The sequence below is a fragment of the Aliivibrio sp. 1S175 genome, assembly GCF_001690985.1.
Classification (GTDB): Bacteria; Pseudomonadota; Gammaproteobacteria; order Enterobacterales; family Vibrionaceae; genus Aliivibrio.
Map to the genome: position 1 here is coordinate 81316 of NZ_MAJS01000024.1, position 13502 is coordinate 94817.

11 protein-coding genes are annotated in these 13502 nt (G+C 38.6%); all 11 read left to right on the forward strand.

Annotated features, from left to right (window positions below; genetic code table 11):
- The first annotated feature begins 161 nt into the window (after positions 1-161).
- The 11 genes from A6E06_RS10035 (at position 162) to A6E06_RS10085 (ending at position 13368) form a co-directional block, all read left to right on the forward strand.
- Complete coding sequence (locus A6E06_RS10035; RefSeq protein WP_065592379.1) at positions 162-689, forward strand: Tfp pilus assembly protein FimT/FimU; 528 nt, start codon at positions 162-164, stop codon at positions 687-689.
- On the forward strand, positions 679-1242 hold the full coding sequence (locus A6E06_RS10040; RefSeq protein WP_065592378.1) for an MSHA biogenesis protein MshD: 564 nt from the start codon (positions 679-681) through the stop codon (positions 1240-1242). Before A6E06_RS10035 ends, A6E06_RS10040 begins: the two co-directional genes overlap by 11 nt.
- Positions 1242-2039: a PilW family protein gene (locus A6E06_RS10045; protein ID WP_141676937.1), complete on the forward strand. Its 798-nt coding sequence runs from the start codon at positions 1242-1244 to the stop codon at positions 2037-2039. The genes A6E06_RS10040 and A6E06_RS10045 overlap by 1 nt, the downstream gene beginning before the upstream one ends.
- Positions 2011-2433: an MSHA biogenesis protein MshP gene (locus tag A6E06_RS10050; RefSeq protein ID WP_065592377.1), complete on the forward strand. Its 423-nt coding sequence runs from the start codon at positions 2011-2013 to the stop codon at positions 2431-2433. The genes A6E06_RS10045 and A6E06_RS10050 overlap by 29 nt, the downstream gene beginning before the upstream one ends.
- Before the next feature lie 157 nt (positions 2434-2590).
- The gene (locus tag A6E06_RS10055) at positions 2591-5323 is read left to right on the forward strand and encodes a DUF6701 domain-containing protein (protein WP_255312072.1); all 2733 of its coding nucleotides are present in this window, start codon (positions 2591-2593) and stop codon (positions 5321-5323) included.
- 356 nt (positions 5324-5679) lie between these two features.
- The gene (locus tag A6E06_RS10060; RefSeq protein ID WP_065592375.1) at positions 5680-6207 is read left to right on the forward strand and encodes a Tfp pilus assembly protein FimT/FimU; all 528 of its coding nucleotides are present in this window, start codon (positions 5680-5682) and stop codon (positions 6205-6207) included.
- Positions 6197-6811, forward strand: coding sequence for an MSHA biogenesis protein MshD (locus tag A6E06_RS10065; protein ID WP_065592374.1), 615 nt, complete (start codon positions 6197-6199; stop codon positions 6809-6811). The genes A6E06_RS10060 and A6E06_RS10065 overlap by 11 nt, the downstream gene beginning before the upstream one ends.
- Positions 6811-7608 (forward strand): PilW family protein, encoded by a 798-nt coding sequence (locus tag A6E06_RS10070; RefSeq protein WP_065592373.1) that lies wholly within the window; start codon positions 6811-6813, stop codon positions 7606-7608. Before A6E06_RS10065 ends, A6E06_RS10070 begins: the two co-directional genes overlap by 1 nt.
- On the forward strand, positions 7580-8011 hold the full coding sequence (locus A6E06_RS10075; RefSeq protein WP_065592372.1) for an MSHA biogenesis protein MshP: 432 nt from the start codon (positions 7580-7582) through the stop codon (positions 8009-8011). The genes A6E06_RS10070 and A6E06_RS10075 overlap by 29 nt, the downstream gene beginning before the upstream one ends.
- Positions 8001-12389 carry a DUF6701 domain-containing protein gene (locus tag A6E06_RS10080; protein ID WP_065592371.1) on the forward strand — a complete coding sequence of 1463 codons (4389 nt, stop codon included), beginning with the start codon at positions 8001-8003 and terminating at the stop codon, positions 12387-12389. Before A6E06_RS10075 ends, A6E06_RS10080 begins: the two co-directional genes overlap by 11 nt.
- Before the next feature lie 58 nt (positions 12390-12447).
- On the forward strand, positions 12448-13368 hold the full coding sequence (locus tag A6E06_RS10085; protein ID WP_065592370.1) for a M14 family metallocarboxypeptidase: 921 nt from the start codon (positions 12448-12450) through the stop codon (positions 13366-13368).
- Positions 13369-13502: the final 134 nt, after the last annotated feature.

The window sequence follows — 13502 nt, forward strand, 5'->3', positions numbered from 1 at the left end:
ATCAATAACTAAATAACCTCAATGGACACAACTTAATACAACCAAAAACAATCACAGTCGTTAATGTTTTATTTACGTCTGTAACTATCTCTTTATCTTTCTCTAATTTTTTATCCGTAGAGTTCATTTAATATACGGCTAATATTTTATAACGAACAAAAATGAATCGTAATCATATACATGGATTTTCATTAATTGAGTTAATCAGTGTCATCGTTTTAATCTCAATTGTATCGCTTAGTGCTAGTAGCTATTTCTCCGGAATAAACAGTGTGTCAGCCCAAGCATTACAAACAGAGTTGCTTCATTCTTTGCGCTTAACCCAAATTAGAGCAATGAATCGCAGTGGTTATTGCAACCGCTGGTTAATCGATGAATATAGAGCTCAACAAATTAGTCTTGAACAACGCATAGAGAATTGCGAAACATCTTTTCCGAATCAACAAACAAATAATGCTTATCTTGATAATCAAGACATCAGTTATGTGGCATCTCTTGCCAAACATGATGTCTATTTCTCTTTGCAAGTAAACTCAACACCAATCACATTAATCTCTCCATATGCTTTAGATTTTGACCCAATGGGAAGAATAAAACAATGCAACAAGAGTGGCTGTAAAATAGTAATTCATGGTGCCTCAAATCAAGAAATATGCATTGAAACAGAGGGGTATATCCATGCGTGCTAATATTCAAACTGGCTTTAGCCTTATCTCCATTATTCTATCTATTGTTTTAATGAGCTTTGCGTTAATAACGCTAAGCATGCTTCTTTTCCCACGAGTTCAAGACAGTGTTCAAATAATACAATCCGCCAAAGCCGCTGAATTAGGCGCTGCTGTTATGGAAGACATTATTGGTCGTTCGTATGATGAAAATAGCGGCCCCAATGGAGGGCTTCCTGAGTGTAATCGCCCACTTTCTCTTGCTTGTACTGCGCCAAACAAATTAGGTGCCGATCTTGAAGAAATAGTTAATGGTGTCCCCGAACGTGCATTATTTAATGATGTAGATGACTTTAATGGATTATCAGGAAGCGTTAGAGATGTTCTAGGGAGCGATTTGGCTCAAATTTATCCTAATTTTTCAATTTCAATTAACGTCTTCTATGACACAAATATAGGAGGCCAATTTAATGGTACCCCTAATGTTATCTCAGGAAACAGTAAGCGAATTATCGTAAAAGTAATCGCACCAAGTGGCCAACACTATGTATTTTCGACCATTAGAGGCAACTTTTAATGACAGCGATGAATCGTGGTTTCACTTTAATTGAAATGATCATATCTATTACTTTATTAGCGATCGTTAGTTTATCAATTGGCTCTATCATTCAATATAGTATGGCTATTTATGTTGATACCGTCGATAGAGAAGAATTGATTCTTCAAGGTCGCTTTGTTACTGAACGAATGAATAAAGAGATCCGAGATACGGTTCCAAATAGCATTCAAGTCAATGCAGAAAAAAACTGCATAGAATGGATCCCGGTTATAAACACCGCGGTCTATGAAAACTTACCTATGGGCCCAGTTCGTTCTGACATTTTACGACTATTACCGGAAAAACCACTTAATCTTAATGACAGAATGGTAGTTATGCCATCTGCGGCGGCAGTCTTGTTCGCCGAGCCTTCAGCCGACGGTATAGGCCGTGTAGCTATTGTTTCAGACAGGAGCCCCTTATCAACGGAAGTACCTCCTACTATGATTAATGTTCCACTGACACAACTCACTACGTTTGAGGCGAACTCCCCTGCTCGGCGTTTATATATTTATCAAACACCTTTGGCTTATTGTTTAGAAGGCTCAAAACTATACAGATACTCAGGCTATCCGCTATCTCGCCATGAGCTTTCTCCTAATGGATTTTCAGATGGGAAACGTCATTTAATGGCTGAAAACATTAAGCATGCGTCATTTGAGATAGATCAACCTTCTTTGGTTCGTAACGGGCTCGTAAAATTGCAATTTGTTTTTAATGATAATAATGAAGAGGTGAGGTTAAATCATGATGTTCTTATCTTCAACACGCCCTAAGCATTCACAAGGCTCAACCTTAATTCTCACCGTTTTCATTCTAGTCGTTGTGGCCTTTCTAGCATTAATGATGATGAAAATTCAACAAAAAACCAGCACTCACACGGTGACAGCCGTAATGGGAATTAGAACTAATATGACGGCACAATCAGCTATTCAAATAGGTATTAGCAGTTTTTATTCATCACCAATACAAAATTGCGCTGCAATAATAAAACATTACCAATTTAAAGGTGATGGATTATCACAATGCAAAGCCGATATAGACTGCAACATAACAGGGGTTTTAGATTCAGGAATTAAGATTTACAAGTTAATTAGTACCGCCCAATGTCAATTTGGTAACACCACTTTACAACGTATTATTGAAGTAGGTATTCGTGATGCACATTAATCGATTTTCAATCGTCTATTTGAGCTCTATTTTTCTTAGCTTATGCCTATCATCTTCATTAGTACAAGCCTTTCAGGACATAGATAAAAGTATTTATTTTCCTAACAGTGCACAGGGCCATTCTCAATCTTTAGGTCACTGTGAAAGAAACCAGTTAATGATGTCTTCAAATACAAAAATTTATAACACAAAAGGCATTCCTTTAGATTTTTGTTCTAGCAATAAAGGGGAAGGATTACCTAAAAATAGCTGCGATAATGGGCTTGGTGGTTATAAAACATGTGAAATTACTAAACAAAATGTACCCGCACTTCCTTTACCTCCTTTTAAGAAACCTGGTACAGCCAAATACACGGAATGTAACTCTGGCGCATTAACGTTAAACGAAAAAGATAAGTTCACCTCAATAGAGATCCAAGGCACTTGCCATGCAACAATTAAAACTCCATCAAAAGAGGCCCGTTTCTCTTATTTAGAAATCATCGATAGCGCCAAAGTGACATTAACGTCAGGAGACTATTGGATCCAATACCTATTAATAACAGGAAATCAACCGACCTTAGAAATAGTAGGCGATGTTCGTTTATTTGTTAATCAAGAGCTCAGTTTAAGTGGTAAGGCTAAAATTATAAAAGCAGAAAATTCATCACTTACGATTATTAGCTATTCGAGTGTAAAGGTTTTTGACCATTCATTTATTGAAGGCGATATCTATGCAAAAGAAAAAATCGCTTTAAGTAGCAGCAAAAATGAAAATGAGCTCAGTTATATTTCTGGTCGAGTTTCAAGTAAAAGCCTTCATATCACCGGTGAGAGTTATATTGAACCCCTTAGTTTAATTGAAAAAAAAATAGACCATTTTGAGTTTTTACACGCAAAACAAAGTTCAACATGCAGCACCTCTGCTGTCACATTAAAAGCTTGTGCTAACGCGGAGTGTTCTGCGTTGTTTACTGATGACGTCAGTATGTCTTTAAATATAACTAATGACGGCTATTGGAAGCCAAGTAATAAGATCAAAATAAAAAATGGCTACATCAATTTATCGATAGGTAAACCAACACAAGGCAATGTGACGTTAGGGATAGAGAGTGCATTACCACACGCTGACAATCCTTTATTATGTAAAACTAAAGACGGTAAAAATAGCAACTGTGATATCCACTTTAATGCTGGAGGATTTACTATTGATGTTCCAGACAAATTAGCTAACAAGTCCGTCACTGCAACAATTAAGGGGTGTGGTAATAACTTTAATGGCACTAAAGAGATTCAAGTATGGTCTGACTATATTGAGCCTAATGCGCTGAAGCTCATCGGGGCACCAAGAATTTCGGCGACGGAGGGGAATAAATCATGGAAAAACATTGGAACAACAAAGTTATCGGCAACCACACTACGATTAAACTTTGAAAATAATGAAGCGACTTTTCAACTAAATTATCCTGATGCAGGGAAACTACAACTAAACGCGAGTCATTCATTAACGCCACAGCACATTATCAAAGGTGACGATGAGTTCGTCAGCTTCCCTGCTAGATTAACGGCTTACGTTTCCAAACAGAACAGTTCTACGCCTCATAAAACGTGTTCTTCAGAGGATATAAATTGCGCAGTGTTTGCTCAAGCAGACGAGTTATTTGCGCTTAATGTCAGGGCTCATGCATGGAGTGATAATAACGCCTCAATTGGCCGAACCACACCAAATTACACGCAGCAAGGTTTAAAATTAACTCACGAACTTATCGCTCCTTCAGCAGTGTTAGGAGGTAAATCCGGAGGACTGCTCGCTAATACATATAATCATACCTCAGCAAAAAACAGCTTAAATGCTATTCAACAAAGTATCAGTGAAGTGGGAGTGTTTAAATTCTTAGTCACTCCACCAAGCAGCTATCTTGGTAGCACGGCTTACACAATTAAGTCCGCATCAACGGGCAGTATTGGCCGCTTTACGCCTGCTTATTTTTCAGTGTCCGCAGAACAACCAACCATAACCAATGCATGTCATACTTATACTTACATGGGGCAAACCTTTAAATTTGATGATGAGCCAACATTAAATCTAGCGCCATTATCATACACAGGCCAGCCGATTCAAAACTATAATGTTGGTAAATGGTGGCGCTATGAAAATGAATGGGCATTACGCTCTTATACTGCATTACCATCAAAACTAGACGTTGTAGATACAGACCGTAACTACATTACTAAACGCCGTGAAGGATTTGCTGAAGCGGGTAACGTGGTAAGACTGCCCAATAGCAATGGGGTTCAATTGCAAGATGCAGAATTACGCTATAACAAACCATTCACGCCTCATTCCGCGACTCAAGATGTCGTCACGTTGGCGTTAATGGCTGATGATTTAAAAGATTCAGATGGTGTTTGCTATAAGTCTAGTCCTGAAAGTGAGTGCTTACCTTATGATTTTCCTGCCACTCCTGAACATCGCCAAGAATGGGGAAGAATTACGATGGCCGATACTCATGGTTCAGAGTTAGCGCCATTAGAATCAACCATCATAACCGAATCTTACATTGCAGGTCGTTTTGAAAAGAACCATGACAATTGTACAACCTTGAAGTTATCAGATTTCACTTTTAACGTAGGAACAGATCCTAAAAACTTACCTGTTGGCGATGGCTATACCACAGCAAATTTAAGTAATTCAAGCATGAATGATGGGATAATACGTCTAAAATTTAGTCCACCAGGTAACGGCAACCAAGGTGAAATCATCGCTACTCTCTTTCTATTAGGCTTACCTTGGCTACAACAAGATGCTGATCAAAGTGATTCTTTTGAAGATTCCCTTAAAACCATTATTCACTTTGGTATCTACAGAGGAAGCGACCGTATTATATGGAAGCGTGAACAGGTAGAATAGTTTATCTCTATCTTGTTCAAAAAATGAAAAAGGTGACCTATTTATTGGGGCACCTTTTTTACTAATTACCCTTTAAATCGCCAAAAAACCTTAGCTACCAAAGCAGAAAAAACGAGATCCCATAGAGATTATAAAAAATACTTATTGACTGTTACCGAAAAGTGAGTAATAAAGCATTATCAAAAATATTTGAACCTACTCGCAAATAAATGCAATGAACATGGAAGTACTTCACATTGGATATACATAAAAATAAGAAAGTACTCACCAAATTTATGCTTATTTTACTTCTCTTAATAATTTTTATCCGTACACTTACCGATTCCCCTGAAATTTACATTTTGTAACGAAAAAAAATGACTAGAAATCATACCTCTGGATTTACTTTAATTGAGCTTATTGCGGTTATCGTTTTAATCTCAATAGTGTCTCTCAGTGCGAATAGCTACTTCTCCGGAATTAGTAGCGTATCAACGCAAACATTAAAAACAGAATTACTGCATTCTTTACGTTTAACGCAAATTCGAGCGATGAATAGAAATGGCTTTTGTAACCGCTGGTTAATTAACGAGCACAGGGCGCAGCAGGTCGGCTTAGATGAAACACCAGAGAATTGTTCGTCTGTATTCCCTAACACACAAAAGAGTAATGAATATCTTGAAAACCAAGATGACACTTACGTTGCTTCGCTAGCAAAATATAATGCTGTTTTTGCATTAAAGGTAAACTCAAATCTAATCACACCAATAATACCTTATGCATTAGATTTTGATTCAATCGGAAGAGTGACTCAGTGCACTAACACTCGCTGTGAAATAATTATTTACGGATCATCGACACAAACAATATGCATTGAAACAGAAGGCTATATTCATGCGTGCTAATCAACAAACAGGCTTTAGTTTAATCTCTATTGTGCTATCGATTATTCTCATTAGCTTTGCCTTAATGACATTGACTGTATTGTTATTTCCACGCACTCAAGATAGCGCTCAACTGATCCATTCAACTAAAGCGACTGAATTAGGCGCTGCGGTTATGGATGAAATTATTGGACGTAAATACGATGAAAACAGTGGCCCTAATGGTGGGATTCCTGAGTGCAACAGCCAATCAGGCAAGATGTGCTCCCTCGCTAAAACAAAAGTCATTAATGGTATACCTCAATGTGACGATAGCTTAGGTAAAAGCTGCTTAGGACCAGATCCCGACGAGATCATCAATGGCGTCCCTGATCGCACTTTATTTAATGATGTTGATGACTTTGATGGATTATCCGGCAGTATTCAAAGTGTATTAGGTGATGATTTAGCCCAAATTTACCCCAATTTTTCTATTTCAATCCGTGTTTTCTATGACGCTAATGTGAATAACAAAGTAGACGGCGTTCCTGATGCTATTGCTGGTAACAGCAAACGTATTGTCGTTAATATAATTGATCCCAGTGGTCAGCATTATGTCTTCTCTGTGATCAGAGGAAATTTCTAATGCGCTTACCCAATCGTGGATTTACATTAATTGAGATGATCATTTCAATTGTATTACTGGCGGTAATTGGTCTTTCGTTAAGTGCCATTATCCAACACAGTATGACAATTTATACTGGTACGACAGACAGAGAAGAACTCATTCTTCAAGGTCGATTTGTTACTGAGCGTATGCACAAAGAGATCCGTGATGCGGTTCCAAATAGCGTACAAGTCAACTCAACAGAGACTTGTATCGAATGGTTGCCCACCGTCAATACCGCAGTCTATGAAACCTTAGCAATTACTCCTGAAAAATCCAATATTGTGCGCGTATTACCAGAACGCGGGATCAAATTAGGAGACAGATTGGTTGTCATGCCAACCTCCGCAACAGAGTTATTATCTCCCCTTCCAACAAGTGGCCTTGGACGAATAGCTCAAGCGGCACAAGATATTGATTTTACGGCTGGTAATGAGGCAGAAATGGTGGATATAACGTTAACTCAACCGACAAGTTTTGAAGAGAATTCACCCGCACACCGTTTATATATGTACAGAAAACCTCTCGGGTATTGCATAGAAGGCTCCCAATTATTCCGATATTCAGATTACCCATTATCTAGACCCGAATTATCTCCATCAGGCTTATCCTCCGGAAAACGTCAACTTATGGCAGACAACATCAAAGATGCGTCATTCAACGTTGAACACCCTTCTTTGGTTCGTAATGGTTTGGTTAAATTGCAATTTATTTTTAGCGATAATAATGAAGAGGTGAGATTAGATCATGATGTTCTTATCTTCAACACGCCCTAAAAACTCACAAGGTTCAGCCTTAATTCTTACTGTATTTATTCTTGTTGTTGTGGCTTTTCTTGCCTTAATGATGATGAAAAACCAACAAAAAGTGAACACTCATGCGGTCACCGAAATCATGGGAACTCGTACCAACATGGCTGCGCAATCAGGAATCCAACTTGATATTAGTGCTTTTTATATGTCAGGTGAAGGCAGCTGTTTCGTTCCAAAAAACACAGCAGTTACCTATAGCTTTGAAGGCGATGGCTTGTCTCAGTGCAGTGCTAGCGTTACCTGCTCGACTAATGGCAAGTTAGATTCTGGGATAGTCGTCCACCAGTTGGTCAGTACCGCTCAATGTAAATTTGGCTCCACCACCTTACAGCGTATTATTGAAGTAGGTATTCGCGATGCAAATTAATTTGTCTTCTAAATTCGGGATCTTATCGGTTTTTCTTAGTATGTGTGCATTCTCTTTAACTGCACACGCTTTTCAAAATATCGATCGTGACACTTACTTTCCAGGGGTCGCTCAAGGGCATTCAAAAAAATCATCTAAATTAACCATGTATAATAATACAAAGATCAAAGGAACAAATGGTGCAAAATTAGAGTTCTATTCGAATAATAGTAATGGTTATCCAAATGATGGCTGTGAGGATGCAAATGGAGAATATGAAGAATGTCCAATAACAGGAAGCAGTAGTTCAGATATTCCTCTACCTAACTTTAAGAAGTCAACTTCAAAAGCATCCTATACATGTAATAGCGGTGGGTTATATATCTTTGATGGCTCCTCATACAAAAAAATCACTTCAAATGATTCTCAGTGTTCATTTGTGTTTAATAATCCCGAACAACGAATCAAGAATTTATCACTAAATGGTGGAACGTTGACATTCCATTCCGGTGATTATTGGATTGAAAATTTATCCATAAACTCTATGTCTCAAATTAATATTGAAGGTAACGTTCGGTTATTTTTAAAAAATAATCTAGGTATTTACAATGATTCTTCCATAAAACAGAATAACGATAGCAGCTTTGCTCTTTATTCATATAGCAATATTCATATTGAATCTAATGCGTTGATCGAAGGTGATGTATACGCATTCAATAACATTATTTTAGATGATACTAGCCATATCATCGGTCGAACATTGAGTAAACACTTACGACTAAATAGTAATGCTTATATTGAAGATAGAGCATCAATATCATTTCCGTCAGCCGCTTTATCTTTACGTTTAGATGAGAATTCATGGGATGGTACTATTGGCGAAGTTAAAGACAGCTCTGGCAACGGCTATAACGGTACCGCTATAAATAATCCTGCCCCACAAAAAGACAACCCTGCTCTACCAATCGATTTAGCCAATATGGGGACTTGTGGTTACGGCAACTTTAATCATGCTCAAGCGCAATACATTGAAGTGCCTCATAACAGTAAATTATCGAACGAAGATGAGATTACAGTGAGTGCATGGGTAAACCCTCGCTCTTATCCTCATAATGGTAGGCTTTATACTATTGTATCTAAAAATGGTAACTATGAATTTCATTTAAATTCTCGTGGCCAAATCAATTGGTATTGGGAACTAAAAAACACCAATTACCCAATGAACCTGACTACTTCGCAAAGCATTCCTGAAAATCGCTGGTCTCATATTGCGATTCGCTATAACGCACATAATAGAAATAAAGCATCCATTTTTATTAATGGACAAGAAGTAAAATCGATTGTTGAAGACGTGCAACCATTACGACACCTAAAAGAAAATACTCAACCGGTACAAGTAGCTAATGACTATGATTTATCTCGTACCTTTGATGGCTTGATTGATGAAGTTAATGTGTTTGACCAAGCCTTATCAGACAGTCAAATAAACCAATTATATGAACAACGCCATCCATGTCCTGATGTTGTGTTGCCTACCTGTTATGAAGACGATTTCAATAATGGAAATCTCGACAGTAATTGGGTGACGAGTGCGAGTAGTGGTAACTTTATCCCTAGAATTATTAATGGCCGCTTACAACTAACACAGGCGCAAAGGGCGCAATCTACTGCATCATCTTATCAATATCTCTACCCTGCTCTTGGTAACAAGATTGAAGTTGAATTTGATTATATGGCGTATGGCGGTAATGGTGCTGATGGCCTTGCTATTGTATTTTCTGATGCAAATATAACCCCTCAAGCCGGCGCTTTTGGTGGGCCTTTAGGTTATGGATTCAAAAACAACCATGAGGCAGTAAAACCCGGTTTTACTGGTGGTTGGCTTGGTATTGGTCTTGATGAATATGGTAACTACTCTAAAGAAGGCGGCTCAGTAAACCGTAATTCAAATTCAACTGATCAATCTGTTGTATTAAGAGGTTCGGGGCAAAGTTTCGCTGGTTATAATTATATTAGTGGTAATAAAGTAACCCCTGACATTGATAATAATAACGGAAATAGCAAAACACATCGCTACCGTATTACTATCGATTCAAGAAACAGGAATACTGCAAATGTCACAGTTGAACGCAGTGTCCAATGGAAAGGCGATAGCCCTCGTTTTGGCACAATTATCGGCCCTATCAACGTACTTGCTCCTCAATACAATCAAGCAGCGGTTCCTGAAAATTTCATCATGTCGCTAACCGGCTCCACAGGGCAACTGTATAACACTCATGAAATCGACAACTTCAAAGTGTGTGCTTTGTACTCAAAACCCATTGGAGAGCAAATTGACCATTTTGAATTTGATCATTCAGGTGAAGGCTCTACTTGTGATGTATCTGATGTGACTTTACGAGCTTGTGCTGATGAATCTTGCTCGACTTTATTTACTGATGATGTTGATGTTACTTTAAACACCTCGAATCTAGGTGGTGATGGTTACTGGTTAAATGGTAATCGCATTACCATGCGTAATGGCGTTGCTAATTTATCTATCGGAAAACCGACCCAAGGTAACGTAACCTTGGGAGTTGTGAGTTCTGAACCTACTACCAAACCATTCAGTGATACTCTGTGTAGTATTAATGGCCAATCATTAAGTAAAAATAACTGTTCTCTGGCTTTCAAGCCTGAAGGTTTAACCGTTATTGTTCCTGATAAGCTAGCAAGTAAACCTGTGTATGCGACGATTAAAGGATGTGGTAACACCTTTAACGGTTCTAAAAACATTCAAGTCTGGTCCGATTATATCAACCCAAACTCGGCAAATATCATTGGCTCACCAGACATTTCTATTGGGAGTAATCAAACGTGGAAAGCCATCGGTAAGAACGAATCGTCAGCAACGTCCGTTTCTTTGAATTTTGTAAATAACGAAGCGAAACTCCCTCTGAATTACTCTGATGCAGGTCAATTACAATTAAACGTAAAACACACTCTACCTCAGCGACAAATAATTAGAGGCAGCGATCAATTTGTAAGCTTCCCTCTTGGATTGAGTGCTTTAGTCGCCGATAGCCGCAATTCAACGACCAACAGTCACTGCCCTTCAGAAGATCCAACTTGCACCATATTCGCGCATGCAGGAGAAGAATTTAATTTATACGTAAGGGCGCACGCATGGGTCAGCGATAGTGATACCTATATTGCAAACAACCCAACAACGCCTAACTATGCACAAAACATGCTGTTACTTGATCATCAATTAATCGCTCCGATTGCATCATCAGGCGGTAATTTGGGTAATCTATTAGCCAATGAATACGATCATGTTGCATCACAAGATGGGACCAATCGTATTACACAAAGCATTAGTGAAGTGGGTGTGTTTGATATATCAGTAACACCACCGGCTAATTATCTTGGCAGTACCGCTTATCAAATTCAATCGGCATCAACGGGGAGTATTGGTCGTTTTACGCCCGCTTATTTCTCAATGTCAGCAGAACAACCAAGTATTACCGATGCCTGTGGCTCTTATACTTACATGGGGCAAACTTTTGAATTTAATCGTCTTCCAACGCTTGAAGTAACACCTCTTTCTCAAACTGGCGGGCAACTTCAAAATTACAACATTGGCGACTGGTGGAAATACCGAAACGGTTGGAATTTTAGAACTTATGCTGCCACACCTTCTGATATTGACGTGATAGATACTGACAGCCTATCTATTCTTGGTCATCGTAGTGGGTTTGCTACCGCTGGCAACGTGGTAAAAATTAAAAATAAAAGCCAAGTTCAACTACAAGGTGCTGAGTTGCGCTATAAAAAGCCCTTTGCTCCTCACGCACCTACCAATGATGCAATTACACTAAAACTAACGGCCGATGACCTAAAAGACGATGATCAAATCTGCTATAAAGTAAATTCGTCGGGTGCTTGCCTTAATTATGACTTCCCAGCAACCCCTGAGCATAGACAAGAATGGGGACGAATTACAATGGCGAATACTTATGGTTCAGAGCTGTCGTCTTTAGAATCAAAAATCACAACAGAATCATACATTGGCGGACGTTTTGAAAAGAATAACTACAGTTGCACTGTTCTAAAACCGAATTATTTCACCTTTGATGTTGGGAATGATCCTGCGGCATTGCCAGTAGGAAAAGGGACGACATCAGCAAGTTTGACTGACACAAATGTAAATAATGGTTTAACGAGCATGACATTCAGTGCTCCGGGTAATGGCAACCAAGGAAAAGTCATTCCAACGCTGTCTTTATTTGAATTACCTTGGTTAAAGCAAGACGTTGATCAAAATGACTCTTTTGAAGATTCTATAAAAGCCATCATTCGTTTTGGTATCTATCGAGGCAGTGATCGTATTATATGGAACCGTGAACAACTAAATTAGTGTTACTATGTCCTGCTTGCTCAGAAACATGAAAACTGCATAATAATAAAGGAATGATATGAAAAACAATTATACCTACCCAATTGGTAGACAAGGCCAAGTTTGGAATGAAGAAGATAAAGCAATTTGGTTAGCAACAATGATAGTAAAACGATCTTATCAGGAAGACGTCGTCACTAAAATTCATGCTCTTGCTGATCGCTTTGACGTATCTCAATATGGTGCATTATCGTATGATGAAGATCGCTTTCCATTGTTATGCATTAAAACTCGCCAATGGGATAATGCTAAACCTACCTTATTAATCAGTGGTGGTGTTCATGGGTATGAAACATCAGGCGTTCACGGTGCCTTGCAGTTTATAGACTCTAAAGCAGAGCATTACAGTCAGTGGTTTAATATTGTTGTTGCGCCTTGTGTCAGTCCTTGGGGTTATGAAGTAATTAATCGTTGGAATCCTACAGCTACGGATCCTAACCGTTCATTCTACGCTGACACTCCAACAGAAGAATCCGCAGGTTTAATGGCATTAGTCGCTTCATTAGAAACGCCTGTATTTGCTCATATCGATCTACATGAAACGACTGACAGCGATGAAACCGAATTTCGCCCAGCATTAGCGGCGCGTGACGGATTAGAATACATCGAAGGTTATATTCCTGATGGGTTTTACACCGTGGGTGATACCGATAAACCCGCTCCTGAATTTCAAAAAGCAATTATTGATTCAGTGCGTACAGTAACTCACATTGCACCGCCTGATGAAAACAACCAAATTATTGGTTCAGATGTCGAGCAGGAAGGCGTAATAAACTACCCAACAAAGAAATTAGGACTGTGCGCAGGGCTAACCAATGCGGATTTTGTTTCGACAACGGAAGTCTACCCTGACAGTGATAAAGTAACCGTTCAAGAATGTAATGATGCTCAAGTTGCAGCAATTACGGGCGCACTAGAGTTCTTGATCACTCAACGTTAACGATTACGTTCTCGTATTTGGAAAATAGATGAGATAGCTCAAAGAATTAAAAATTTGAATGATTCATCTATTTTCTATTTAATTATTGATTACTTACTCATCAGAAGAAACAGAATCTAAAAAATCATTCGCAT